Source organism: Undibacterium sp. GrIS 1.8 (assembly GCF_040544445.1).
Lineage (GTDB): Bacteria > Pseudomonadota > Gammaproteobacteria > Burkholderiales > Burkholderiaceae_D > Undibacterium.
The window spans coordinates 50324-74948 of record NZ_JBEONQ010000018.1 but is presented as its reverse complement, the minus strand read 5'-3'; the positions used below and the strand labels follow the sequence as shown (position 1 = coordinate 74948).

Here is a 24625-nt window from a genome sequence, read left to right as displayed (position 1 = left end):
ACGCTTCTTCTTTGCACTATGTCTAATTAGCCCGGGTTTGCCAAGGTTTTCCTAATGGAGTTTTAGTTTGGCGCCGATTTCTTAGTGCTCATTTTTCTCATGTTGAGAGATATTATGCTCGTAGCTTTATTCCGATTTTTGTCGATTTTCCCATTGCCTGTTTTGCATGCCATTGGCGCCGCATTGGGCTGGCTGGTTTATCTTTTTTCCGGATCGTATCGTCGTCGTTTGCAGGCCAATATTACCCGGGCGGGTTTTACGACACATATTTCTACCGCAGTACGGGAGGCTGGCAAAAACGTCCTGGAACTTCCCTTCATCTGGTGCGCCAACCCGGAGCGAGTATTACGTACCGCATCGGTAGAAAATTGGGAAATCGTGCAAGCGGCCTTAGATGCCAAAAAAGGTGTGATTTTACTCACGCCACATCTTGGCTGTTTTGAAATCATCGCCCAAGCTATCGCTGCCAGAACCCGTTTAACTGCCTTGTATCGGCCGCCACGCAAAGCTGCGTTAAAACCCCTGATCGAAGGTGCAAGAGCGCGTGAGAATTTGATCTTAGCGCCTGCCAATTTATCCGGTGTCAGAACAATGGCAAAAGCCTTAAAAAAAGGTGAGGCGATTGGTCTGTTGCCAGATCAGGTGCCACAACAAGGCGAAGGCGTCTGGGCCAGATTTTTTGGCAAGCCTGCTTACACCATGACCTTGTCTGCCAAGTTGCAAACGATGACAGGTGCGCCGCTGATATTGACTTACGCAGAGCGCTTGTCGTTTGGGCGGGGATATATCATCCGTTTTGTGGCTTTTGATGGCGAGCTAACTGGCGACGCAACGGAGCAAGCAGAAGCCATTAATGCGGCGATGGAGAAATTAATTGCGCATAGTCCAGCACAATATTTCTGGAGTTATAACCGCTATAAAGTACCTGATGGGGTGAGCGGCCCTACCGATGCGAATACGATCTACAGGGATATTGCATGAGATTAGTATTAGGTTTTATGTGGCTGTTGCATTGGTTGCCTTTGCCGGTATTAGGACGTTTTGGCGATGCTGTCGGCGCGCTATTGTTTGGCATTATCAAATCACGTCGCCATATTACTTTGACGAATCTGCGACTGTGTTTACCGCACTTAAGCGAGAAAGAAAGAGTCAAGCTCGCCCGGCAACATTTTCAGGCCTATGCACGCAGCGTATTGGAGCGTGGCATCTTGTGGTGGGCGTCAGAACAACGCTTAAAAAAGCTAATTCAGATTGACCCCGCAGTCCCTCTAGCCAGCATACAAGAGGGTCCGACTATTTTATTGTGCCCGCATTTTGTCAGTCTGGATGTGGCGGGTGTAGCGGTCATGCTGGAGTCTTCTTTATGCTCCATTTATACCCAGCAACGCAGCAAAGTTTTTGATCAGGCTTTGCGCAAAGGTCGCTCGCGGTTTCGTCCTGTAAAACTATTTTCGCGTGCCGAGGGCGTGAAGCCTATCATCCGCGCGATGCGTGAAGGCCTGCCTTTTTTTATGCTGCCCGATATGGACTTCGGCCCCAAGGATGCTGAGTTCATTCCCTTTTTTGGTATACCCGCGGCGACCCTCACCGCAACCGCCAGAATCGCTGCGACGACCCATGCCAAAGTGATACCTGTGATTGCAACGATGCTGCCTGATTATCAGGGTTGGAAAGTGACATTTCATCCCGCCTGGGAAAATTATCCGGGCGACGATATGATTGCCGCAACCCGTTTTATGAATGCATTTATCGAAGCTGAAATCTTGAAAGCGCCAGCCGAATATTTTTGGGCTCATAAGCGTTTTAAAACTCGGCCTCCCGGCGAGACCAGCCTTTATTAAGCAGAAATTCAGCTTGAAATGTAAGCTGAAATCAGCACAGCTTATTTATACACAGTGTTGATTTGCTTAGTTCACGTTAGTTGACACGCACCTCCATCACATCCTACAATAGCGGCACAGGTGCTCTGGGGCGCCTGCCCGCACAAGAGGCTCTCACCCTGCAATCCATTCTTTTTAATGTGATGAATCCAAGTTTCGTTTGACGTCAGCGGGTCGTCGATAAGCGAACAGGAGCCTTATCATGTTAATTCTCGTTTTCCCGTTTTACCTCACCATCGTTTTGTCGCCATGCTCTGTACTGCGATTTTCTGAAACTATTTCAGGAGCATCGCTATGAATGCGCTGACGACAGAAATCAAGACCCGCGCCCGGCTATTACTCAAGCTATTGCAGACTAATAATGTCGCCGCGACTAAACGTGCGCTATTGCTGAGCCGGCAGCACAACTGGACTTTGCCGGAGACATGGCAATTGCGACATTGTCTGAATCTGGCCGCCGCCGATGCGGGCTTTCAGCATTGGGAGCATGCGCGTGCTGTGCTGTTTGGGGAAGCCCAGACAGAAGATGTAAAGCCCGATTTTGGTGACTTCTGGCATGGCAAAGAAGTCAGTGGCTATACCAATCACTGGTACGCCAGTTATGCGGAAGCGCAGTTGCAATTGCAGGTAGATCCAGCGTCGTATTTACTACCTTATCGACTTCAGTTTATCGTCGTCAAAGTCGAGTACTTGCATGCCTTGGGCGTGAGTACAGATGCAGCATGGTGGCAGCCAATCGCAAACGATCTTGTTCTTGGTTATGGCTCGGCAAGCTGGCTGGCGCTATCGCAACAGCGACTACAAGCCAGCCGCATCGAGCGTTTTAACGTAGCTTGGGATGCACGGCAAACTACATTAGATTTAGAGTCGACAGACGCTGAATCGCAACGCGTGATGCAGGCTTTTGTCCAAAATAATCGCCTGACAAAAATCCCCGATCAACGTAAAAAACGTCTCGTGATTTTGCGCTGGCTGGTCAATCAATTGCAAACCGAACGTCGTTATGCGGAATCAGAAATCAATCAGTTTTTTCTGCAATATCATGAAGACTACGCGACTTTGCGGCGAGAAATGATTACCAATATGTTGATGAGGCGGGAGGACGGGGTGTACTGGCGTTTGTAGTGCAAAACATATCTGTAGTGCCATTTTTTAATATACTCCCCACTTAGATTGTGTAAATATGTTCTATTGTCCAGTAATTATATGGTCGATAAAATAATACTAACGTGGAGTATATTTAAGCGAGCTTGAGATAATCTTAGTGCAATTGCCGTCGAGCCGGATGGCGAGATACTAAACGTTCCGCCAATCGCATGGCTAATACGTTTGGCGGCATTGTTTTTGGAGTGGCGTTATCTGCGTGGTAGTTTTCACTTCGGTGGATTTATGTTATTGGCTATTTCGGCATACATTCTCTGAACCGCTTATTCCAATACCGTATCGATACAAAATAATACAAAATAATATAAATCGATTCAAATCCCTGCTGTGTTTGATAGATACACTGCTATAAACTTTAGCTAAATTTACGATCTAATAATTTTTTTTGTAGGGAGCCAAGTTTTCATGCTTACGGATATTCTTAGTCCACCGATGTTTGAGGGCGCTGATAGGAAAAAAGTGGAATATTCTCATAATCTGTATAAGCCGTTATTCACAGTAAGTCGTGTTGATAGAGAAAAATTAAACGGTCATGCCGCCAAGGTGATTTGGCTGACAGGTCTATCTGGATCAGGTAAATCTACCATCGCCAATGCGCTGGAAAATCGACTATATAGTTTGGGGCGACGCTCCTACATTCTTGATGGTGACTATGTACGCAGTGGCTTAAATAAAGATTTAGGATTTGACGGTGCCAGTCGCACTGAGAATATTCGTCGCGTATCAGAAGTCGCCAAAATAATGCTGGATGCCGGACTTATCACGATCACTTCATTCATTTCGCCATTTCAGAAGGAACGTGAGATGGCAAAAGAGTTGATTGGTGCTGAAAATTTTATTGAGATTTTTATCAGTACCCCAATTGATGTTTGTGAAAAAAGAGATACAAAAGGCTTGTACAAAAAAGCGAGATCCGGGCAACTGAGTAATCTGACTGGCATCGGCAGTCCCTATGAAGTTCTGGTAGATCCGACTGCGATAATTGACTGTAGCGTTGTCAGCGTTGAGGCTGGTGTTGATATTATTCTTGATTTGCTTGAAGCTAAATGCGCTGCCTGATATAGAGAATGAACTGGCGGGTTTGTGGGTCTTGCATCAGCAATGCTGATGATCGTCACAACCCGCCAGAGCATATCAAGACCCGACGCCAATGACCTGATGCGCAATGGCGATATACAAAGGGATTCCCAAGAAAATATTCAGTGGAAAAGTGATACCCAGCGACATACCCAAATACAGCGAGGGATTGGCTTCGGGAATGGTGTAGCGTAATACCGCAGTCACCGCGATATACGATGCGCTGGCAGCCAACACCATCAACAAACTGGCGTCGCCTGCGGGCAGTTTAAGCAAGCATGCCAGACCCAGAGCCAACGCCGCATGGCACAGCGGCGTGACCACGGCATAGACGATAATCCATGGCGATTGTCCTTTGATTTCAGGCAATTTACGCGCTGCCATCAACCCCATATCGAGCAAGAAAAAGGCGAGCATGCCTTTAAATAAATCGCCTGAAAACGGTTGCATGGCAGCCTTGCCGCTCTCGCCTGAAATAATCCCCACCACCATCGAACCGAGCAATAGTAACTGTGCACCATCGGTCAACGATTCGTGCAACACCTTGCTGAGCGAGGTTGGATGGGGCGAACCGCTAGCCGATTTTTTTCGCAAGGTATTAGCAAAGATCACTGCCATGATAATTGCGGGTGATTCCATCAACGCCATTGCCGCTGCCATATGACCGCCATAGGTCAGATGATGATTTTCCAGATACTGCACGGCGGTGATAAATGTCACCGCACTCACCGATCCATAAGTGGCCGCGATCGCGGCAGCGTCATAGTGATTGATAAAGCGTTTAAGCAATTGATAGCCAAGCGCCGGTACCAGCACTGCCAGCAAGATTGCGCATCCAAGGCTGCTGACAATTTGGGGTGTCAGTCCCGAATGCGCTAACGCAAAGCCGCCTTTTAAACCTAATGCCATCAACAGATAGAGCGATAAAAAGCGTGAAAGTTGAGGCGGGATATCTAAATTGGATTTGATCATGCCGGCAAAAATACCAAAGGCAAAAAATAAGATTGCGGGGTCTAAGATGCTTTGCATAAGAGTGTGGGAGTAGTTGGACTGGGCGCATCTTATGTGGAATAATGCATCAGGTAAAATCAATTTATTTCACATTAATCATAATTAAAACAAGATGAACGTCACTTTCCGGCAACTCAACTTATTTTTATCTCTCGCTGAATTGAAGAGCATTACCGCGACTGCGAGAGCTTTTCATGTGACGCAGCCAACGGTTTCTATGCAGCTGCGGGAATTAACCGACGCGGTTGGTCTGCCGCTGTATGAAGTCATCGGCAAGCGGCTGTCGCTGACCCCGGCGGGTGAAGAGTTGGCAAAATCCGCACGCATGATGGTGGATGAGCTGTCCTCATATGAGCAGCGGATCGATGCGATGAAGGGGCTGACGCGAGGCCGCTTGCGGGTGGCTGTGGTCAGTACGGCAAAATATTTTATTCCCCGTCTGCTAGGTGCGTTTTGTGAGCAATATCCAGAAATTGACATCGCTTTAGAGGTGTTAAACCGTGACGGCGTTGTGCAGCGATTGCGCGATAACCGTGATGATCTCTACATCATGTCCATGCCGCCGACCGACATTGATATTGATCAGCAAGTGTTTCTGCCTAATCTGTTGGAAGTGATCGCACCGGCGACGCATCGTCTGGTACAGCAGAACCATATCCAGCTTGCTGAGTTGGCGACAGAACGATTTATTTTGCGTGAGCAAGGTTCGGGTACACGACTGGCCTGTGATCGATTTTTTGCCGCGCAACATTTTCAGCCGCAAGTTCGTCTGGAGCTGGGTAGCAACGAGGCGATCAAACAGGCGGTCGCCGGTGGCATGGGCATCTCTGTCGTATCGCGTAATGCTTTAGGCGAGGCGTTGATTGATGATGCGCTGCGTGTACTGCAGGTAGAAGGTTTTCCTATCCATGCCAACTGGTATATCGTGACTTTGCATGGCAAGCGTTTATCACCGATTGCCTCTGCGTTTCTGGCTTATTTAGCGACTTATGCTGAAGCGAAAGCAGAATGATTACTCTTTGTTTATTATATACTCCCTATAGGTATATTTAAGTTGTCCAAGTAATTATTGGTTTATAAGGCTATTTTATATATTTTATAGGGGAGTATATTTTTCTTGTGGCAAATCGATAGACAAAAAAAGAGCGTACTATTCAAAGAATATACGCCCGAAGTTGGAGCACCTGATTGTCAATCGGAGTTTAACTGACGAGTTCGATCTCACCTTCAAGTAAGGTGTTTGCTGGCAAAGCGTCAAGTTGCTTGAGCTTGTCGTAGTAAGGTGCAAAATCGGGTGCCGTACCTTCAAACAATTCCTGGAAACTATTAATGACAAAATAGGTTTCCTGATACGAATCGATTTTGTATAAAGTACGCAGACAGCGTTGTATGTCCAGATGAATATGATGAGAACTGGTATTCGGCTTCAGGCAAAATTCCACCTCGCCACCCGAAGATAAAATCCCGGCGCCATAAATACGTACGCCTTCTGCTGTGTTGATCAAGCCAAATTCCACCGTATACCAATACAGACGTGCCAGATAATCCAGCCCGCCTAAATCCATCGCCTTTAAGCCGCCTTTGCCATATAACTGCATGTAGTCAGCAAACACCGGATTGAATAGCATAGGTACATGGCCGAAGTAATCATGGAATACGTCCGGCTCAACAATGTAGTTAAATTCTTCTGGTGTACGCAGCCACACTGTGACCGGAAAACGGCGATTGGCCAGATGCTCAAAAAATGTAAATTCAGGTATCAGACCGGGTACCGCAACGATGCGCCAGCCTGTCGCTTTAAATAATTCTTCTGAGGTTTGTTCAAAGTTGGGGATGCCATTGGCCGCATCCATTTTATTCAAGGCATCGATAAATTCATTGCAGGCACGACCGGGCAATAGAGCCGCCTGACGTTGATACAGTTTGCGCCAGAGATCATGCTCTGCTTCGGTGTAGGCATCCCAGTCTTGCTGCACAACATAGCGCGTATCGGCCAGACTGTAGTCGCCACGCAGCACGGCGCCATAGGATTTTTCAGCCACGGTAGCCAAAAATTCTTCTCTAGTAACGCTCGCAGTTGCAGTTGCAGTCAACATGATTTTTCCTCTTCTTTGATAGACAAAAAGGCTAACAGAATATCGCTGACTATCCTGTTAGCCTTTGCAAACCAAGCGTGCAATATGGTTTGATGTAGCTTGGCGCTTACGCAGGTGCTGTGTCGTCTTTGAGTACGCCACGACGTATCTGGTCAAGTTCAATTGATTCAAACAGAGCGCGGAAATTGCCTTCACCAAAACCCTGATCACCTTTGCGTTGGATGATTTCAAAGAAGATCGGGCCGATCACGGTCGTCGTAAAAATCTGCAATAACAGCTCGCGTTTATTCTCGCTGCTATGGCCATCGACCAAGATACGCAGCTTGCGTAATTCTTCCAGATTCTCACCATGGTTAGGCAGGCGACGGTCGATCAGGTCGTAATAGGTTTCGATCGTGTCTTGGAACACGACGCCATCGTTTTTCATATCGGCAACGGTTTTGTAGACATTATCTGTACCCATCGCAATATGTTGTACGCCTTCACCGTGGTACAGATCCAGGTATTCCGCGATTTGGGATTTGTCATCCGATGATTCATTGATAGGAATACGGATTTTTCCGCAAGGGGAGGTCATTGCTTTGGATTTCAAACCGGTGTGCTTACCGGCGATATCGAAGTAACGGACTTCACGGAAATTGAACAGGCTTTCGTAATAATCAGCCCATTCTTTCATGCGACCACGGTGGACGTTATGAGTTAAGTGATCGATGTAGGTCAGGCCATTGCCAACCGGATGTTGATCTGCGCCTGGGATGGCGACAAAGTCAGCGTCATAGATGCTGATGTTGCCGATGGTGCCCGGTTGCGCGCCATCTTTGCCATGCCAGCGATCAACAAAATAGATCAGCGAATCACCGATGCCTTTGATGGCCGGAATGTTCAGTTCCATCGGGCCAGTTTTATTGTCGAAACCCCATGCGCCGAGTTCCAATGCGCGTTTATACGCTGCGTTGGCATCTTTAACACGGAAGGCAAACGCACAAACAGAGGGACCATGTTTGCGGGCAAAACGCTGGGCAAATGAATCTGGCTCGGCGTTGATGATGAAATTGACACCACCTTGGCGATACAGCGTGACATCTTTCGTGCGGTGTTTGGCGATGGCGGTAAAGCCCATACGCTCAAATAATTCGCCGACTTCTTTTGGCTCGGTTGCGGCGTATTCGATAAATTCAAATCCGTCAGTACCCATCGGGTTGTCCCAAGGCTGGAATTCCATGCTTGTCTCCTAAATTTAAGTCGTCAAAAAATAATACATTTGTCCGCGCAAAGTGAGTGAGTTGACTCGTCAGTTGATTCAATTGAATCAATCAACTGGTTAAAACACACCGCAAGCGCCGGAAGGCGGCAATCAAGGTCATCCAATCGAGCGATTTTTTGACACAGATTAAGATCTCAGTATAGTCCGCCAATCACGCCATTAAATTGCAAAATTACCCAATAAATTTCTTTTTTAAGCAATAATATTGCTGATATTGATTAATTATTGGCAGACTATGACTACAGTTCCATTGGATAAAATTGACCGTAAGATTCTGGCGATCTTACAGGCCGACGGACGATTGACTAACCAAGAGGTGGCCGAGCGCGTCAATTTGTCGCCATCGCCTTGCCTGCGGCGCATCAAGCGGCTGGAGGACAGTGGCGTGATCCGTAAGTATGTTGCACTGCTGGAACCCGCCAAAATCGGATTGGGCTTGCTCGCCTATGTCAATGTCCGGCTAGAGAAGCATAACGATGCGCCAGGCAAAGGCGCATCCCGCTCACCGCGTAATGATTTTGCCGCATCGGTAGACCAGTGGCCAGAAATTGTCGCTTGCTATGCGATGACGGGCGAGATGGATTATTTGCTCAGAGTCCATGTCGAGAATATGGATCACTTTTCCCGTTTTATGATGGAAACGCTATTACGACATCCGGCGGTATTGGATGTAAAGTCGAGCTTTGCTTTGCAACAGATTAAAGATACGACTGCCTTGCCTGTGCTTAGTGTTTAGTGCAGCGCGAGGGGTGCAAACCATTGCGTAATTCCACTCATGTTTTAAGTTACCTGCAAGTTAGCGGCGAAGCTCAACAAACGCCATCGGCTCCCATTCGCGCATCGCTAACAATAATCCGTTGCCACGACGTTTGGGCAAAGGTGAAGATAAACTTTCTTGATGCAACTCTGCAAATTTCAAACGTAGTTGTCTCAGTTCGCTTTGCATTTTTGTGATGGCATTTTCGGTCAGCATGGCGCTTGAGAAACTCAGAGTTTCATCGCTTTGTAAAAAAGGACTGTTCAAAAAATCGGTTAAACCTTGCTCTTGGAAGTAACGTTTAATAGGTCCGTTTGCAAGCCAGTCAAAGTCACGTGCGACGTTCAGACGGATACGATTACTCGGCAATAAGGCGATAAGTTGTAAACGATCTAGTCGTAATAGCTTTTGCAGGCACTCCGTTTCAGTCAATTGATATCTACCTACGATATCGTTTAGGCTCCAGTGGTTGAGCGCACACACAGCAACTAAAAGTAACTTGGGATCGGAGATCAATTCTTTTTCTTGCGCATCGGTGAGTGTTCTTAGTCGCGTCTCGGTCGCGCTAGCCTCTTGCGCTAATTCTGCCAAGGTAAAACCGAGCAGATTGCTGAGCTGCACCAGGCGATCAACTGGGAAGCGTCCTGAAGTAAAAAGCCGCTTAATACTAGGCTCCGACAAGTTAAAAGCGATCGCCACATCTTTATAAGTTTTACCTTGTAGTCGTAACTGTTTTTTGAGCGTCGCGACCAATTGCTTTACTTCTGTCATTGGGTTTTTGCCTTCGTTTGAATTTAGTTCAAGCTTAGTTTGAGCTTAGTTTGAGCTTATATTGAGTATTGATATTTGATGCTTAGTTTAATAAAAATCAGAACTATTTTAAAGAAGGTATCATTTTATTCAAGACATAGGCAAGCTTCTGATGAATCAACATTCATCAATCAGGGGGCTTACTTTGAGGCGCATTTTTATTTGCTTGCCATTTTTATTCACTACTTTATGTGGCGTTTTACTCATTGCACATGGCTCAATCGAGCAGCTGGCGCATTATCACGAGTTTGCCGATCTATCGGATTTTCTTGGTGTGCCGCATGCAGCCGATGTTTTTTCTAACCTTGGTTTCGCTGTCGTTGCCATTTGGGGCATGTATCGTTTGTGGCCAATGCGAAAACACGCAAGTATCGAAGCAGGTTGGATTGGTTATCGATTATTTTTAGCAGGTTTGCTATTGACGGCATTAGGCTCGGGCTTTTACCACCTTGCGCCCGATAATGCGCGCTTGCTATGGGATCGCTTACCGATTGCATTCGCCTGCGCTGGATTGCTTTCTGCGGTGAGAGCGGAGAATGTGCCAAACGTAAATCGCAAAACAGATGCAAATGTACTCGCTCTCTTTGCTATTTTTAGCGTCGCATGGTGGTACGTCACTGACGCATACGGTGCTGGAGATTTGCGTCCATATTTGTTTTTGCAAGGATTGCCGCTGATATTAATTCCGCTTTGGCAAACGATTTATCGGGCGCCTAAATCGGATCGTATTGCTTTTGGTGGCGCCTTGCTTTTATATCTCCTTGCGAAGGTGACAGAAATATACGATCACGACATCTTTCAGCTAGGTAGTGTTATTAGCGGCCATACACTGAAGCATCTTTTGGCCAGCGTTGCTGCCGGTGTTTTAGTGGGGCGCTTGGTACAGAGAATAAAGACCCATGCGGCTCAAGACGATAGCTTGTGCTGAGGCGTATTTTTACTGATGTGATAAGTGAGTGCTGCGGCTATACAAAACGATAGATACTCTGTGGGTAATACGGCTTCTTCTGCAAAGACAATGCGGCGGTTACCCTCAAAGACGAAATCATTTGGAAACAATGTACGGAAGCTGTCGATCAGAGTTGTATGGCAGTTGAAGTACATCGCATATTTTGACGGATCACCAGCCTTCCATGCGATGCGGATTGTGCTGCCACTTTTGCTGGCGCTGGTCAGATACGCAGGTTCGCCCCATTTCAGCGTTTCTTCAATCTTACCTACACCTTCAGTCGCAGCCGCCGTGGATAAAATAAGTTCTCTCAGCAACAAGAGTTTTTGGCGGATTGGTGGCGGATAGCTTTCAAATATTTTTGCTACCGCTGGATCTTTAATTGGATGCATATTGAGTAGATATCAGGTGTGATTGCTACTCAGACTGTTGATGTCAGGCTAGCGTAGCCTGCCCAACATGCATCTCACGAGAACTTGGTAAAAAGCGGGCGATCGTTGCCAGCAAATCATTTTCATCAACCGGTTTCCCTAGATAAGTATCGCAACCCGCCCAAGCGCCGCGGAATTTATCAAATGCAGAAGATTTGCTGCTTAGCATCACTACAGCGGTGTTTTTAGTTGATGGGTTGGATTTAATATGTTTGCAGACTTTATAGCCGTCAATACCAGGCATCATAATGTCGAGAAAAATGCAGGTATATTTTTTTATTTCGGCCATCGCAATCGCTTGCTCGCCGTTCTCGGCATAATCCACATCAAAATGAAACGGCGCTAATTTGATGCGCATAAATGCCCGGACGGTAGCGCTGTCATCAACGACTAAAACGGATTCAACAGGCTTTTTAGGGGCAGCGATTGGGGACTCTGGCGCCAATTTTTTATCGATGGTACGACGGTAAGTTTGCCCGTCCCAATGTTGGTTGATGTTTTGTGTGCGGCGGTTACGTTCTAACAGCGCCGCTTGCATCAAATCATCTAACTGCCCAAACAAGCGCATCCAATGTATCGGTTTTTGTATGAGCGGCCAACTGGCAGTTTCTGTCGCAGTGCGCCCAATCAGTACTGCTGGCGCATGGATGTTAGGAGAGCGTTTCTCTAATTGTTGTATTGCTTCGGCATTATCAGTATTCACCAGGTAAATATCAGCGCGGTCATGCTCGCTGCTTGGTTCTGCGTAACAGAATGGACGTCTTCCCGTCAGGCGGAACGTAGAGGACAGCATGGTTTTTTCCGCATCAGAGAATCCTAACATTTCAAGGATAAAGCGGTGGTTCTCTGTTCCCATTGTCTCTGCTTGCATCGTCTGGCTCATGATGAATACCAATCTTAGTTATATTTATCTAATAATTATTAACTAAATAATAACATAAACAACAATAGAATGCGTTTTCTTGCCGAAATTAGTGGCAAAAAGTTCACAATTTTTGAACTTTGTCTTAAGTAATCTGAATTTTTAGTATAGCTGACGAAATACCGAGCAACTAGAGAATACTCGTATCTGATTGTGACGTTACGTTACGCGAAAGAGCAGACTGATTAATCACTAAGTAGTTGATGTTGTGTCGATTTTTAGTTCTCCCGTAACGGGCAAATCACATCAGTTATTTTTAGCACGGCTCTAGAGATGAAAAAATGGCGGTCAGTATATTTTTTAAACGGAATTTAAGAAGTAGCGATTGTTATTTTAATTCTGATCAATCTATATACTCCCCCACATTTTTCGTAAATATGCCCTATTGTCCAGACTTTACATGGACAATAAAATATACATGGAGTGAGTATATTTTCTGGTGCGGGTATTTGTCAGAAGTTTGGGTATTGTCTGTTGAGTTAACATCCAGTTAGCCGGAGCATGTGTTGAGCTTAGGATTCGTTCTTTCTTCCGGGTAAATTTTCCAGCCATTTTACTGCTGCACGGGTGTTCGCTTTGAGTGTGTAATCTAGCGACGCTACTTGTTCTTGTATCGCTTCTTTAAAGATACTGGCGGCATCCGCCGGCAATAGTTTTAAATAGGCATCTGCCTCACCGTATTCTCTGTGAATTTCCATACCGGCTTTTTTTGCGATATGAATCATCGTCTGGTTGGACGACAGGCAATGCATATACAAGGTGTCGACATCGGCATTGCGGCAATGGATCGCGCCACGTTCAAATAATTTGACACCAACGCCTTTGCCGCGAGCATTTTCAGATACAGAGACGCCAAATTCTGCGACTTTATCTTTGTCGCTTACTTCGTCCTCTTTCTCGCGGGGTGCAAAAGCCAAATGACCCACGCCGACTAAGCGAAAATGTGCGCTGACAACGCCAAATACCTTGTCTCGTGAAAAATCGATGCCCTGGACATATTTTGTAATCATTTCGTCTGGCAAATAGGTACCAAAGCGCAGCAGGCGATCGCTCTCTTTTAACGCAAGAAAGTGTCGCAATATGCGGCGTCTGTCTTTCTCGGATAACTCTTTCACAAAAACGCTAGATTTAGCTGCTGGTTTAGGCGACGGAGGCTTGCCTTCTTTGTTTGCAGGGAAAATATCAGAGGCGTTCATGGTTGTCCTTCTACAAACAAATTTGTGCGGCGCACAATAATTGCTTAATTGTAGATGAGGTTTAAAGTTTATTCCAGAAAATCGCAGGCAGTAGAGTATTTATACTGTGCTAAGCAGCATAGCCAAAGCCTGTTATCGCGCAATGGGTTTTATGCTTAGCAGATGATGTATTGTTATTAAAGGGATTAGTGAGCGATATTGTTAGGATTTTCGGCCTGGAATTGCTCTTTAAACTGACGTACAGCATCAACCCTGGCTTGTCGTATTGCCAGCGCAATTTGCTGAGATTGTCCGGGCAGATTTTTTGCCGTGACTTGTTGCGCAATCGCGCCGGACTGCACTTGCTGTGCTGCCGCCAGTGCCTGTGCCAGATATTCTGCTTGCGGAAAGCGTACATCAGGCAAATTAGCCCGGCCAAAACAGTCAGATTTTGCCGCGCTTAATAAATCCAGAAAACGTTGTGGCTTGCGGAACGCGTCGCTACGTTCTAATAAGCTGATGATAGTGTCGGGGCGTAATTCAAAAGCACGCCCGATATTACCGTGATCCCGTGCTGCCATGATGGCCAGATCGCGACAATCAGTCGGTATTTTCAACCTTTGACAAACGGCTTCTACTAGATCAATACCGCGTTGTTCATGTCCATAGTGACGCGGCCACTGATCTGGCGGCGTGGTGCCTTTACCCAAATCATGCGTCAGCGCGGCAAAGCAAACCGGTAAGGAGTACGACTCGCTAGCAGCATAATCAACCACCATCATCACATGCACACCGGTATCAATTTCTGGATGATGTTTGGGTGGCTGTGGCACGCCCCAGAGAGCATTTAATTCAGGCAGAATCCGCGCCAAGGCGCCGCATTCCCGCAGCACTTCAAACATGCGTGAGGGACGCTCCTCCATCAAACCGCGTGATAATTCTTGCCATACACGTTCCGGTACTAAGGCATCCACTTCGCCAGCAGCTACCATCTGCTGCATCAACAACATGGTCTCTGGCGCGACGCTAAAGGCATTCGGATCAACCGAGAACCTCGCCGCAAAACGTGCCAGGCGCAAGATGCGTACCGGGTCTTCTGCAAATGCAGCGGACACATGCCGGAATATACGTTGCTGTAAATCGGTTTGTCCGTTAAAGGGGTCAATAATATTGCCTGCTTCGTCCTGAGCCATGGCATTAATGGTCAGGTCGCGCCGGATTAAATCTTCGTCCAGCGTCACGTTGGCATCGGTGTGGAATACAAAGCCTTTATAACCAGGCGCAGTCTTGCGCTCGGTACGCGCGAGTGCGTATTCGTCGTGGGTCTTAGGGTGTAAAAAAACAGGAAAATCTTTTCCAACTGGCGTGTAGCCTTGCGCCAGCATATCGGCTGGCGTAGCACCTACCACAACATAGTCGCGATCTTGCACTGGCAAGCCGAGTAAGCGATCTCTCACTGCGCCGCCGACGATATAGGATTTCATACGATGATTGCAGATTCAATTTAAGAAAAATTAGCCGGTACTTGATAATTGATACTTATCCGGCTGGCTTCAGCAAATTTATTAAAACTTGCTTACTCTTCAGGCTTGTTGGGCTTGGGTTCATCAGAAGGAATTTCTTCCGCTTCCGTCAGCGCTTCTTGCATCCATTGTGCTACTGCGGGATGTGCTTCTATCCGTTCTGCATAAGCTTGCAAAGCCGGTGCCAGCGATACTGCGTAAGTTTTAAAACGCATCACTACCGGCGCAAAGTAGGCATCTGCTATCGAAAAATCTCCAAACAGATACGCATGCGCGCCGTATTTTGCGAGACAGTCTTCCCAAATTTCAGAGATGCGGCCAATATCTGCCTGCGACCCCGCAGTGCGCCCCGCGCCCGGTGCAAACGCTTTAATATTCATCGGCATTTCTTTGCGCAACGCACTAAAGCCAGAGTGCATTTCTGCACAAACGCTACGCGCCATTGCTCGTGCTGCGACGTCTTCAGGCCACAAATTCAGAAGTGGAAACTGCTCGGCCAGAAACTCACAAATAGCCAGAGAGTCCCATACCGTAATATCCTTGGCCAATAGCACAGGGACGCGCCCTGCCAGTGAGTATTCTGCGATTTGTGCAGTCGTGTCCGGCATATCCAGCAAAATCCGAATCTCTTCAAACGGGATGCCAAATGCTTTCATCGCGACCCAAGGACGCATCGACCAGGACGAATAATTTTTATTACCGATGACTAGTTGCAGAGGTATTTTTTTATCCCCAGAGAAGATGGCAGCGAGTGTGGTCTCTAGTTCTGTATCTTGCATAATATGGTCAAAGAGTAATGTGTGGAACAGTTTGGATATCGGATATTTTTAAAAAACTTAAGGTAAATCAGAGTCCGTCGCAGACATACCTTTTGGCACGACTATACCTAAACGTGCTTTAAGCGATTGCGGTTTTTTCTCAAATAGCGCGGCATAGTAAGTAGCATTAGATAAGACATTTTTAACATACCCACGCGTCTCAGAAAAAGGAATTGTCTCTGCAAAAATAGCGCCTTCTACAGGGCGCGTCAAACTGGCACGCCAAGCACGCGGACGACCTGGCCCCGCATTATAGGCAGCCGATGCCAGCGCTTGCGAGCCGCCTAAATCTGTCAAGACCATATTCAAATAATTAGTACCAAGTGCGATGTTGGTATCGACATCATTAACCTGCTCAGGCAAGAAATTACCAAGGCCGATTTTTTTGGCAACATAGCGGGCAGTGGCCGGCATAATTTGCATTAAACCTGATGCGCCTACATTCGATTTTGCCTTCATTACGAAACGGGATTCTTGTCGTATTAAGCCATATACCCATGCCATGTCCAAGCCCAAAGCTTGCGTCGTTTTATACATACTGTCATTAAACGGCGTCGGATAACGCTGGCTAAAGTCTAACTCGCCTTTAGTACGGTCAGAGGTATTTACCATGCGATCTAACAAGTCGTTTTGACGTGCAAATTCTGCTGCGGCAATGTGTTGGCGCTCACTCATTTTGCGCAGCTCCCAATTCCATTCACGGGTGCCTTCAAAACGCAAATTCATGGCATAAAATTTCAGCGCTCTTTGTAAGCCTGGATTCGCTTGTATCGGTGCGAGTTCTTCCGCCGTTACTGGTTTAATTGTCAGTGGCACGCCAATTTTTTGACCACGTTCTTCCAGCGCTAACTGACCGTAAAAATGTAATTGATCACCAATACTGGCAAACATTACTTGTGCCTCTTCAGTCTTACCCTCGGTCATGAGTGCGCGTGCTTGCCAATATACCCATGCTGGATCAGATTTTAGACTCGCTGGCATGGCGGCAATCGCGCTTTTTACTAGCTTCCAATCACCTTCTCTGAGTGCGGTACGGACGCGCCATTGATAGCCTTCCAACGATAGCGTTGCGCCTTCAGTCCGTTGCCAATAGCCCAGTGCTTCTGGCTGTAGCTTCAAAGCAGCTTGCAAGGCAATTTGCGCCCAAGCTTGGGCGCGTTCGCTTTCAGAAAACTTAGCGCTAAAACGCGACAAAGTATCGGCCGCATCCTGAGGATCGACTTTTGCTTGCCTGCCTAATGCGAGGATATACAGCTCATGCGCTACTTTGTCAGATTCAGGGGCTTTTTTTAGCATCAAAGCTGGCTTCTCAAATACTTGGGTAATCCGTTTGTCGCCAATCTCTAATAGCCGTGCCAAGCGTTGCGCCAAAGGCTGTGCGCCATTTTCCGCCGCTATACGCATTTGCGCCCAAAGATCGTTGTCACTGAATTGACCGCTTGCCGATAAATACGTGACTAGCGAGTAACAACCAGCGCCATAGTCGCGGGGCGCAGTTAACAGCGCACGTGCTTCGGTTGCTACTTTCTGCTGTTTAGTGGCTTTAGATAGCAGGGCATAGCATTTAACTTGCGTATCGTCGGCCACGACAAATTGCGGATATTGCACATCAAACGTATCCCATTCTCCACGCTGTCCCAAGACTAGCAGCCAATCGTTGCGCAGACGGTCGGCAATTGCACTGCCTTCATATTTAGATAAGAAATTTTTAAACTCATCGGCGGACGCCGTGCGCAAGCGAGTTTTTAGACGATAGTAATCAACGTACGACGGAATACTGTATTGCGCCAGCGCGGCCGCATACTCATCTGCCTGGGCGGCATCGTCATGCATTGCAGCGTCACGCAGCGCCATAAAACGATCATCATCATTGACAAAGGTTTTACTCGTTTTTGCCGCTTCTGCGTTGGTGTACGGAGATAAAACTGCTACCATTGTTGCCAACGACAGACAAATTTTCAGGCAATTTTTAGCGCCAATTTTGAAGTCAATGGCAGGAATATTAATACCAGTATTTTTAGCAGTAATGTTGCTACCTGCTATTTTGTTATATAAAATTTTATTGAGCAAATCCATTTTCTACAGCTTCCATCTTGACGTTTAAGACAGTATGACACAGCCCACTCAGCTCGCAAGCCTTCGATTACAAAACTCTAAAACGGGATTGACTGGTCATGGTTGATCAATTTCATGGCGAATCGCGCAGTGGTTTGCGCAAACGCTTGCTAGATCAACGCCACTCCGCCAGTCTGGATGACAGACAGCAATGGGATTTACATTTGTCTCAACAAGTTTTGGCTTGGTGTCGTCAATATCAACCCGCTAGTCTCGGTGTTTACTGGCCGATTCAGGCAGAGCCAGATTTATGCGCTTGTTATGCCCAATTGCATAATTTAGGTATTCAGCTTGCCTTGCCCGTTGTAGTCGCCAAAGATAAGCCGCTATCATTTGCGGCCTGGCAGCCAGGAGATGCAATGGGGCAAGATGACTACGGTATCGCCATTCCTGAAGAACCCTGGCAATTCTTGCAGCCGCAAGTGTTGCTAATCCCGTGTGTCGGATTTAATAGTCAGCATTTTCGGCTTGGTTATGGCGGTGGATTTTATGACCGAACTTTGGCGCTAACACCAAGACCCAAAACGATAGGTGTTGCCTACGCGTTGGCAAAGACAGAATTTATTGCTTCAGCGCATGATGTGGCGCTGGATCTGATATTAACGGAGATGACGGAAAAATATAGCGCTTAATAATACGTAATCGTACTCAATAGCGCTATTAAGTCGAAGCGTTTTCCAGAACGGATATTTGCGATTAGTTCTCGCTTTACCCTTGTTTTTTAGCCAATTCTTAATTTTTCTGCTACTCTACTTTTCATCAGGTTTCTAAGCCTGAAGAATTGAGTGGAGTCGCGTATGGCACGTTCATATTATCCAAGCTTGATTGGCGTCATCTTATTCATTGGTGGTGCAACAGTGATGTTGGGTTGGCTTTTAAAGCAACCTGCGCTGCTCTATTTTTCGGCTGGCGGTAAGGCGATGGTCTCTGCAACCGCAGTGTGTTTTATGCTCGCCGGCATCGCTTTAATGTCTGCCGTATTTTCTTCCCATTATTCTAAAATAATTCGCTTTGTCGCTGCTTGCGGCATATCCATCATCGCTGGCTTGATGTTGCTTGAGAATTTCTTCCCTAGTTTTTCTGGCGTCGATTTTATTGCATTTCATACTTGGTTGAAGGACACTAATCCGCATCCTGGTCGTATGGCTCCGAATACCGCGTTGGCAATGCTGATGGGAAGTATTGCCTTACTCAGAGCAAAACCCTATTTTCAAATAATGCCTTATGCGCTTGCTGCTGTCATGCTGTCGATCAGTGCGCTGGGTATCGTCGGTGCATTACTTTTACTCGATTTGGCGTACAACTGGTACGGTTTTTCTCGTATGGCATTAATGACCGGATTTGGTGTCGCTTTGTTTGCGAGCGCATTGATTGTTGAACGACTGCAATTTAATAAAAACAACTTGGATGCGAGCCAGGATTTGCGCTTAAAAGGTGAGGCTGGAATTTATTCATTTTTAGGCGTAGCCGTCACTTTATTTGTGACGATGATGCTAGTTTCTTACGGAAGTATCCGCTCATTAGATGCCCGCAATAACTGGGTTGAGCATACCTACGAAGTCCAACTTTCTGCAGATAAAATGGTAGCGTCGTATTTAAAGATGCACCTGGTATCAGAGCGTAAGGACTTTGAGTTTCTCGCGAATGAAATTCGTAATCAATTAAGTTTTCTAATTGGCATGACTATAGATAATCCTCCTCAACAAGACCGGGTTAAAAATATTAAACGTCTTGTTGAGCAACGCTTGGAGGCAATTGACGAGATCATGCCGTCCGATCAAATTAACTTATCTTTAAATATGGCCGGTCTGGAGACTGCGTCGTTTGATCGTTTGGTAGAAGAATTTATCACCACAGAGAATCAGTTGCTGGATAAAAGAAAGGCTGAGTCAGAGCAAAGTACTTCCAGCACTATCATCGTGATTGTTGTAGGGAATATGCTTGGCTTTGTAATGTTGTTATTGGCGTTCAATCTGTTAAAACGTCAAAACGAGCAACGCTCGTTATTAGAGGTGGCATTGCAAAAAGCCAATATCGAGCTTGAGCACAATGTACATGAACGTACCCAGGAACTGGCGCGTGCTAACAATGATTTAGCTGGGATGAATGCGACATTAGAGCAGCGTATTGGTGAACGTACTGCCGAGCTGGAGAGTTTTAGTTATTCAATATCGCATGATTTGCGTGCACCTTTGCGAGCAATAGATGGTTTTGGTCTGATGTTGGAAGAAGATTATGCTGGCAAGTTGGATAAAGATGGTGCCCGCTATTTATCCGTGATACGCAGTAATAGCCAACGCATGGGACATTTGATTGACGACTTATTGACGTTCTCAAGATTGGGTCGTCAAAATATTAGTAAAAATCATCTTGAGATGACGCTATTAGTCAAAGAAGTTATGCAAGAAATTTCACAAGACTCAGCACAAAACGCGGCGTTCAAAAAAGCGGATATTCAGCTGCTAGATTTGCCCGGTGCTAAGGCTGATCGCTCATTGCTAAAACAGGTGTGGATTAATTTATTATCGAATGCCATCAAATACAGTAGCAAGGTAGAACAGGCGGTAATAAAAATTAGCGCTAGCGTGAATGTTGATCAGCATGAGGTGGTGTATTCGGTGCAGGACAACGGCGTCGGTTTTAGTATGGACTACTACAATAAGTTATTTGGAGTTTTTCAGCGCTTGCATCATAACAATGAGATTAGCGGTACTGGCGTTGGTCTTGCAATTGCGCAGCGCGTTTTGTTGCGTCATGGCGGACGGATTTGGGCAGAATCAAAAATCAATGAGGGCGCAACATTTTTTTTCACACTACCAATAGGAGAGCCAAATGAGTAATCTGGAAGTGGTTGATATTTTGTTGGTAGAAGATAGCGAAGCAGACGCGGAAATGACGATCAGAGCTTTGAGTAAGCATAATCTGGGCAACAAACTGACATGGGTCAGAGATGGCGTTGAAGCAATTGATTTTATTTATTGCCGAGGTAGTTATAGTCAACGCAGTAACGGACATTCAAAACTGATTTTGCTAGATATTAAAATGCCAAAGATGGGTGGTATTGAAGTTTTGCAACAACTGAAATCAGATGAAAATACAAGAAAAATTCCGGTCGTTATTCTCACATCTTCCGCAGAGGGTACTGATGTAACAGAGGCTTATTAGTTGGGGGTAAATAGTTATCTGGTAAAGCCGGTCGGCTTTGATGCATTTATGACGGTAGTTGCGCAAGCGGGTATGTATTGGACATTAATGAATAAAGTGCCAAACTAATTGATAGTATTAGAGCTTAATTTAAGCTCGGCGAATTTCGCTAAGCTTAGAGTACAAGGATTTTAGAGTTACTGACATGAACAATGATTTGGAGCGACGTACTAAAAGCAATAAATGATTGGTTTAAATTTTTTACGTCAGTCCTAGAGTCTGTGAACGTTTAAATCGGGGTGCGAATGACTCTGGGTAAGCAAAGTGCTAGGCGCAAGTTGCGCGGCAGTATCATCGCTTTACGCCATTTGCAATAACGCCATATGCTTTTTATGTCCAATATAAGGGGCATTCCCGGAGGGTTCATGCAAAATGCACGATGGACTGCGTTATGCCATTGCTGAGGCATTAGGCTTCTCCTTAAGAGGCTATACGCCCTTTTCAACCCTGCGTTTTAGTGGGAGCATTTATGATTAAATGTTAACCGACCCTAGTTAAATCAAAAAAATTGTATGGCACGTGGTGAGTTGAGTATATTTTTCAGTACGACTTCAAGACGTCATTCGGTCGAGCCGATTGTATTAGCGACTGATATCATGCTGTTGCCTTTGCAGACGATGTTGAAGTATTGATCTCCTTGGTAAACAAAAGCGGCCTCGCTTTTTACCCCTGTAAATCGCTAAGTGGAGTTTTACTTTTAAGTATTTCTTTCAATCTGTATTTATAAACTGAGCTTTATTTCTCCCGCTCCGCAAACACTTCTTTGGCTGCAAATGCCCCGTTCAACGCAGCAGGAAAACCAGCATATACCGCCATCTGCGTAATGATCTCGATAATTTCTTCCTTGCTGCAACCCACATTGAGTGCGCCGTGGATGTGGACTTTTAATTGTGGCTGACAGTTGCCCATGGCAGTCAGCGCGGCAACCGTAGCAATTTCTCTGCTTTTTAAATCTAAGCCGGGACGCGAGTAGATATCACCAAATGGGAATTCGATGGTATACCGCGCCAGATCAGGTGCGATGTCGCTGAGGGAGTCGATGACTTTTTGCCCGGCCTCACCGTCAATCTCTGCGAGCTTTTTGAGGCCGCGCTGATATCTGGATTCTTGAGTAGCTGGTTCTGTAGTTTGAGCTGAGATTTGATCGACAATTGTTGACACACTGTTCTCCTGATTGGGTTGGAAAACAGTAGCGTAAAGCTTAGAGTTGACTCTCAGTCAATCGCTATTTTTTCGTCGAGACTTGACTGGCGACTTTCTTGATAGCAGCGCCGCCAATTTCGTTCTGATACCAGGAAATTTTTTCTTGCAGTAGTCTGAAGCACTCTTGCTGGAGCTGTATATGTGTCGCCAGTTGTTGTGCATGGGTTTGCAGCATCTGTTGCCGTTGTTCCAGAGTTTTGGCGCCTTGTGACCGCAGACCGGAATAGACCAAAATTTCCGCCAGCGGCATGCCCGTATTTTTGAGGCGAAGAATAAAATCCATCCACGCAATATCGTGCTCACAAAAATCACGATGCCCGCTTGCCGTCCGCCTTACATCGGGTAGTAAGCCGATTTTTTCGTAATAGCGGACGGTGTGTGGACTGATACCAATTTGCTGTGCAAAGTCTTGTACGTTCATTGAGGGACGAATGAAATTTTTAATAAACTATTTAAGCCGGCTTTGATTGTGCATCCAAGGCGGCTTGTCGCATTTGCGCCAGGCTCATTCCCGGTGTGATCAGGTTGCCGTCGTAACGTAATTCAATCAATGCAGGTAAATGATTGGTCTGCGTATGCGCCAGTGCGCGTTGCAGGGCAGGGGCAAACTCTGCTGTGTTGCTGACGACCTCACCGCTTGCTCCATAGGCACGTGCCAGTGCTGCAAAATCTGGGTTGTGTAATTCAGTACCGGAGACGCGGTTTGGGAAGTTTTTTTCCTGATGCATACGGATGGTGCCAAACATGCCATTGTTGAAGACAATAATGATCACGCCGGCCTGGTATTGGACGGCGGTGGCGAGTTCTTGTCCGTTCATCAGATATTCGCCATCGCCGGCAAAAGTGATGACAGTGCGCTCTGGTGCGATGATTTTGGCCGCCACACCTGACGGGACGCTGTAACCCATCGCCCCCGATGTCGGCGCCAGCTGTGTACGCCAGCCACCGTATCGGAAGTAGCGATGCGCCCAAGTGGCGTAGTTGCCAGCACCGTTTGTCATGATGGTATCGGCAGGCGTATTTTGCATAATATCCTGTACCACTTGCCAGAGGTTGAGCGGCGCTTGCTCGTTTTTAAAAATAGCTGGTTCTTGTTGCCATGCAAGGAGTTCCGCACGTGCCGCCGCTGCGGTACCTTGCCAGGCGCTGGCATCGAGTGCCGCCATTTCTGCCAGACACTCGGCGATCTCTTTCATGCCGCTATTGATCATTAAATCAGCTTGATACACGCGTCCCAGCTCTAGTGCGTCGCTATGAATATGGATCAGTTTTTGACGCGGGATCGGCGCTTCTAACAACGTGTAGCCACTGGTGGTCATTTCTCCTAAGCGTGGTCCGATGGCGATGACGAGATCCGCCTCTTGTATCCGCTTTGCCAGCTTAGGATTGATGCCTATGCCGACGTCGCCCGCATAATTGGGATGCGCATTGTCCATCAAATCCTGAAAACGGAAAGCGCATGTCATCGGCAAGTCATGGCTAGTGGCAAAGCTAGTGATGTTGTCGCATGCTTGCTGATCCCAACCGCTGCCACCCAAGATCACCACCGGACGCTGAGCCGCTGACAGCAAGCGTCGGAACTGTGCTAATTGGGTTTCAGACGCTGACGCCTGTATCGGTGTGTAGTGGCGGGTATCCGCGACTTCCGCCATCGCGGATAAACAATCCTCAGGCAACGCCAATACGACTGGTCCCGGGCGACCACTGGTAGCAACCTGAAAAGCGCGGGCAATGTATTCGGGAATACGATCTGCACGGTCAATTTGCGCTACCCATTTTGCCATCGGACCATACATACGACGATAGTCGATTTCCTGAAACGCCTCGCGCTCGACAAAATCATTGCCCACCTGGCCAACAAATAAAATCATCGGCGTAGAATCTTGATAAGCCGTATGTACGCCAATCGATGCATTGGTCGCGCCAGGGCCACGCGTCACAAAACAAATACCCGGGCGTCCGGTCATCTTGCCGTAAGCGTCGGCCATAAAGGCGGCACCGCCTTCCTGACGATTGATGATGAAGCGAATCGGGCTGTCATGCAGCGCGTCCAGCACTGGCAAATAGCTTTCGCCCGGCACTCCAAAAATAGTATCCACGCCGTGTACTTGCAAAGCATCTACCACCAATTGACCACCAGAGCGAGATTTGAGCATGAGGATTAGACCAGTTCGGAAAAAACCATACGCTAGCAGAAAGCACCGCTGACGTGCTGTTTTTGACATT

At 46.8% G+C, this 24625-nt stretch carries 23 protein-coding genes; 10 read left to right on the top strand and 13 right to left on the bottom strand.

Annotated elements, in window-relative coordinates; all coding sequences use genetic code 11:
• Positions 1-114 precede the first annotated feature (114 nt).
• From AAKU64_RS10635 to cysC, 4 genes are all read left to right on the top strand, one after another.
• Positions 115-981 carry a lysophospholipid acyltransferase family protein gene (locus AAKU64_RS10635; protein WP_354332617.1) on the top strand — a complete coding sequence of 289 codons (867 nt, stop codon included), beginning with the start codon at positions 115-117 and terminating at the stop codon, positions 979-981.
• Positions 978-1841: an LpxL/LpxP family acyltransferase gene (locus tag AAKU64_RS10630; RefSeq protein ID WP_354332618.1), complete on the top strand. Its 864-nt coding sequence runs from the start codon at positions 978-980 to the stop codon at positions 1839-1841. Before AAKU64_RS10635 ends, AAKU64_RS10630 begins: the two co-directional genes overlap by 4 nt.
• A gap of 333 nt (positions 1842-2174) precedes the next feature.
• The gene (locus AAKU64_RS10625) at positions 2175-3005 is read left to right on the top strand and encodes a DUF2087 domain-containing protein (RefSeq protein ID WP_354362125.1); all 831 of its coding nucleotides are present in this window, start codon (positions 2175-2177) and stop codon (positions 3003-3005) included.
• A 444-nt stretch (positions 3006-3449) separates the two neighbouring features.
• A complete protein-coding gene (gene cysC / locus AAKU64_RS10620; protein ID WP_503012702.1) occupies positions 3450-4103 on the top strand; it encodes an adenylyl-sulfate kinase in 654 nt (217 codons plus the stop codon).
• A gap of 75 nt (positions 4104-4178) precedes the next feature.
• Here cysC and AAKU64_RS10615 read toward each other — a convergent pair whose 3' ends face one another.
• Complete coding sequence (locus AAKU64_RS10615) at positions 4179-5150, bottom strand: sodium-dependent bicarbonate transport family permease (RefSeq protein ID WP_354362124.1); 972 nt, start codon at positions 5148-5150, stop codon at positions 4179-4181.
• Between the two features lie 94 nt (positions 5151-5244).
• On the opposite strand from AAKU64_RS10615, the gene AAKU64_RS10610 reads away from it, so the two are divergent.
• Positions 5245-6144 (top strand): LysR family transcriptional regulator, encoded by a 900-nt coding sequence (locus AAKU64_RS10610; RefSeq protein WP_354362123.1) that lies wholly within the window; start codon positions 5245-5247, stop codon positions 6142-6144.
• Between the two features lie 190 nt (positions 6145-6334).
• Here AAKU64_RS10610 and phhA read toward each other — a convergent pair whose 3' ends face one another.
• Together phhA and hppD are read right to left on the bottom strand one after the other, a co-directional pair.
• Positions 6335-7228: a phenylalanine 4-monooxygenase gene (phhA, locus tag AAKU64_RS10605; RefSeq protein ID WP_354332626.1), complete on the bottom strand. Its 894-nt coding sequence runs from the start codon at positions 7226-7228 to the stop codon at positions 6335-6337.
• Positions 7229-7334: 106 nt separating this feature from the next.
• Complete coding sequence (gene hppD, locus AAKU64_RS10600; protein ID WP_322120142.1) at positions 7335-8450, bottom strand: 4-hydroxyphenylpyruvate dioxygenase; 1116 nt, start codon at positions 8448-8450, stop codon at positions 7335-7337.
• A 277-nt stretch (positions 8451-8727) separates the two neighbouring features.
• Between hppD and AAKU64_RS10595 the strand changes: the two genes are divergently transcribed.
• A complete protein-coding gene (locus AAKU64_RS10595) occupies positions 8728-9228 on the top strand; it encodes an Lrp/AsnC family transcriptional regulator (RefSeq protein ID WP_322120141.1) in 501 nt (166 codons plus the stop codon).
• Positions 9229-9288: 60 nt separating this feature from the next.
• On the opposite strand, the gene AAKU64_RS10590 is transcribed toward AAKU64_RS10595, so the two are convergent.
• A complete protein-coding gene (locus tag AAKU64_RS10590; protein ID WP_354332628.1) occupies positions 9289-10020 on the bottom strand; it encodes a transcriptional regulator in 732 nt (243 codons plus the stop codon).
• A gap of 205 nt (positions 10021-10225) precedes the next feature.
• Between AAKU64_RS10590 and AAKU64_RS10585 the strand changes: the two genes are divergently transcribed.
• Positions 10226-10987 carry a hypothetical protein gene (locus AAKU64_RS10585; RefSeq protein WP_354332630.1) on the top strand — a complete coding sequence of 254 codons (762 nt, stop codon included), beginning with the start codon at positions 10226-10228 and terminating at the stop codon, positions 10985-10987.
• On the opposite strand, the gene AAKU64_RS10580 is transcribed toward AAKU64_RS10585, so the two are convergent.
• From AAKU64_RS10580 to AAKU64_RS10555, 6 genes are all read right to left on the bottom strand, one after another.
• On the bottom strand, positions 10966-11400 hold the full coding sequence (locus AAKU64_RS10580; RefSeq protein WP_354362122.1) for a DUF1801 domain-containing protein: 435 nt from the start codon (positions 11398-11400) through the stop codon (positions 10966-10968). The two genes, AAKU64_RS10585 and AAKU64_RS10580, sit on opposite strands and share 22 nt — an antisense overlap.
• A 43-nt stretch (positions 11401-11443) precedes the next feature.
• Positions 11444-12322 carry a response regulator gene (locus AAKU64_RS10575; protein ID WP_354332634.1) on the bottom strand — a complete coding sequence of 293 codons (879 nt, stop codon included), beginning with the start codon at positions 12320-12322 and terminating at the stop codon, positions 11444-11446.
• Positions 12323-12873: 551 nt separating this feature from the next.
• Positions 12874-13557 carry a GNAT family N-acetyltransferase gene (locus AAKU64_RS10570; RefSeq protein WP_354332635.1) on the bottom strand — a complete coding sequence of 228 codons (684 nt, stop codon included), beginning with the start codon at positions 13555-13557 and terminating at the stop codon, positions 12874-12876.
• Between the two features lie 185 nt (positions 13558-13742).
• The gene (locus AAKU64_RS10565) at positions 13743-15020 is read right to left on the bottom strand and encodes a multifunctional CCA addition/repair protein (protein WP_354362121.1); all 1278 of its coding nucleotides are present in this window, start codon (positions 15018-15020) and stop codon (positions 13743-13745) included.
• Positions 15021-15112: 92 nt separating this feature from the next.
• Positions 15113-15838, bottom strand: coding sequence for a glutathione S-transferase family protein (locus AAKU64_RS10560; protein WP_354332639.1), 726 nt, complete (start codon positions 15836-15838; stop codon positions 15113-15115).
• Between the two features lie 57 nt (positions 15839-15895).
• Positions 15896-17812, bottom strand: a complete 1917-nt coding sequence (locus tag AAKU64_RS10555; RefSeq protein WP_503012609.1) for a lytic transglycosylase domain-containing protein — start codon at positions 17810-17812, stop codon at positions 15896-15898.
• A 239-nt stretch (positions 17813-18051) separates the two neighbouring features.
• On the opposite strand from AAKU64_RS10555, the gene AAKU64_RS10550 reads away from it, so the two are divergent.
• From AAKU64_RS10550 to AAKU64_RS10540, 3 genes are all read left to right on the top strand, one after another.
• Positions 18052-18624 (top strand): 5-formyltetrahydrofolate cyclo-ligase, encoded by a 573-nt coding sequence (locus AAKU64_RS10550; RefSeq protein WP_354332643.1) that lies wholly within the window; start codon positions 18052-18054, stop codon positions 18622-18624.
• A 165-nt stretch (positions 18625-18789) separates the two neighbouring features.
• On the top strand, positions 18790-20832 hold the full coding sequence (locus AAKU64_RS10545; RefSeq protein WP_354362120.1) for a sensor histidine kinase: 2043 nt from the start codon (positions 18790-18792) through the stop codon (positions 20830-20832).
• A complete protein-coding gene (locus tag AAKU64_RS10540; protein WP_354362119.1) occupies positions 20825-21157 on the top strand; it encodes a response regulator in 333 nt (110 codons plus the stop codon). The genes AAKU64_RS10545 and AAKU64_RS10540 overlap by 8 nt, the downstream gene beginning before the upstream one ends.
• Before the next feature lie 774 nt (positions 21158-21931).
• Here AAKU64_RS10540 and AAKU64_RS10535 read toward each other — a convergent pair.
• The 3 genes from AAKU64_RS10535 to AAKU64_RS10525 form a co-directional block, all read right to left on the bottom strand.
• A complete protein-coding gene (locus AAKU64_RS10535; protein ID WP_354332649.1) occupies positions 21932-22357 on the bottom strand; it encodes a carboxymuconolactone decarboxylase family protein in 426 nt (141 codons plus the stop codon).
• Between the two features lie 64 nt (positions 22358-22421).
• Positions 22422-22820 carry a MerR family transcriptional regulator gene (locus AAKU64_RS10530; RefSeq protein WP_354332651.1) on the bottom strand — a complete coding sequence of 133 codons (399 nt, stop codon included), beginning with the start codon at positions 22818-22820 and terminating at the stop codon, positions 22422-22424.
• A gap of 31 nt (positions 22821-22851) precedes the next feature.
• Positions 22852-24555: a thiamine pyrophosphate-binding protein gene (locus tag AAKU64_RS10525; RefSeq protein WP_354332653.1), complete on the bottom strand. Its 1704-nt coding sequence runs from the start codon at positions 24553-24555 to the stop codon at positions 22852-22854.
• Positions 24556-24625: the final 70 nt, after the last annotated feature.

What these genes read in the sequence shown, in the direction of transcription:
- AAKU64_RS10580 (WP_354362122.1), bottom strand. Translation starts at nt 11,400, where the DNA reads ATGCATCCAATTAAAGATCCAGCGGTAGCAAAAATATTTGAAAGCTAT.
- AAKU64_RS10590 (WP_354332628.1), bottom strand. Translation starts at nt 10,020, where the DNA reads ATGACAGAAGTAAAGCAATTGGTCGCGACGCTCAAAAAACAGTTACGA.
- AAKU64_RS10570 (WP_354332635.1), bottom strand. Translation starts at nt 13,557, where the DNA reads ATGAACGCCTCTGATATTTTCCCTGCAAACAAAGAAGGCAAGCCTCCG.
- AAKU64_RS10635 (WP_354332617.1), top strand. Translation starts at nt 115, where the DNA reads ATGCTCGTAGCTTTATTCCGATTTTTGTCGATTTTCCCATTGCCTGTT.
- AAKU64_RS10575 (WP_354332634.1), bottom strand. Translation starts at nt 12,322, where the DNA reads ATGAGCCAGACGATGCAAGCAGAGACAATGGGAACAGAGAACCACCGC.
- AAKU64_RS10555 (WP_503012609.1), bottom strand. Translation starts at nt 17,812, where the DNA reads ATGGTAGCAGTTTTATCTCCGTACACCAACGCAGAAGCGGCAAAAACG.
- AAKU64_RS10595 (WP_322120141.1), top strand. Translation starts at nt 8,728, where the DNA reads ATGACTACAGTTCCATTGGATAAAATTGACCGTAAGATTCTGGCGATC.
- AAKU64_RS10540 (WP_354362119.1), top strand. Translation starts at nt 20,825, where the DNA reads ATGAGTAATCTGGAAGTGGTTGATATTTTGTTGGTAGAAGATAGCGAA.
- AAKU64_RS10560 (WP_354332639.1), bottom strand. Translation starts at nt 15,838, where the DNA reads ATGCAAGATACAGAACTAGAGACCACACTCGCTGCCATCTTCTCTGGG.
- AAKU64_RS10525 (WP_354332653.1), bottom strand. Translation starts at nt 24,555, where the DNA reads ATGCTCAAATCTCGCTCTGGTGGTCAATTGGTGGTAGATGCTTTGCAA.
- AAKU64_RS10530 (WP_354332651.1), bottom strand. Translation starts at nt 22,820, where the DNA reads ATGAACGTACAAGACTTTGCACAGCAAATTGGTATCAGTCCACACACC.
- phhA (WP_354332626.1), bottom strand. Translation starts at nt 7,228, where the DNA reads ATGTTGACTGCAACTGCAACTGCGAGCGTTACTAGAGAAGAATTTTTG.
- AAKU64_RS10610 (WP_354362123.1), top strand. Translation starts at nt 5,245, where the DNA reads ATGAACGTCACTTTCCGGCAACTCAACTTATTTTTATCTCTCGCTGAA.
- hppD (WP_322120142.1), bottom strand. Translation starts at nt 8,450, where the DNA reads ATGGAATTCCAGCCTTGGGACAACCCGATGGGTACTGACGGATTTGAA.
- cysC (WP_503012702.1), top strand. Translation starts at nt 3,450, where the DNA reads ATGCTTACGGATATTCTTAGTCCACCGATGTTTGAGGGCGCTGATAGG.
- AAKU64_RS10630 (WP_354332618.1), top strand. Translation starts at nt 978, where the DNA reads ATGAGATTAGTATTAGGTTTTATGTGGCTGTTGCATTGGTTGCCTTTG.
- AAKU64_RS10550 (WP_354332643.1), top strand. Translation starts at nt 18,052, where the DNA reads ATGGTTGATCAATTTCATGGCGAATCGCGCAGTGGTTTGCGCAAACGC.
- AAKU64_RS10545 (WP_354362120.1), top strand. Translation starts at nt 18,790, where the DNA reads ATGGCACGTTCATATTATCCAAGCTTGATTGGCGTCATCTTATTCATT.
- AAKU64_RS10565 (WP_354362121.1), bottom strand. Translation starts at nt 15,020, where the DNA reads ATGAAATCCTATATCGTCGGCGGCGCAGTGAGAGATCGCTTACTCGGC.
- AAKU64_RS10625 (WP_354362125.1), top strand. Translation starts at nt 2,175, where the DNA reads ATGAATGCGCTGACGACAGAAATCAAGACCCGCGCCCGGCTATTACTC.
- AAKU64_RS10615 (WP_354362124.1), bottom strand. Translation starts at nt 5,150, where the DNA reads ATGCAAAGCATCTTAGACCCCGCAATCTTATTTTTTGCCTTTGGTATT.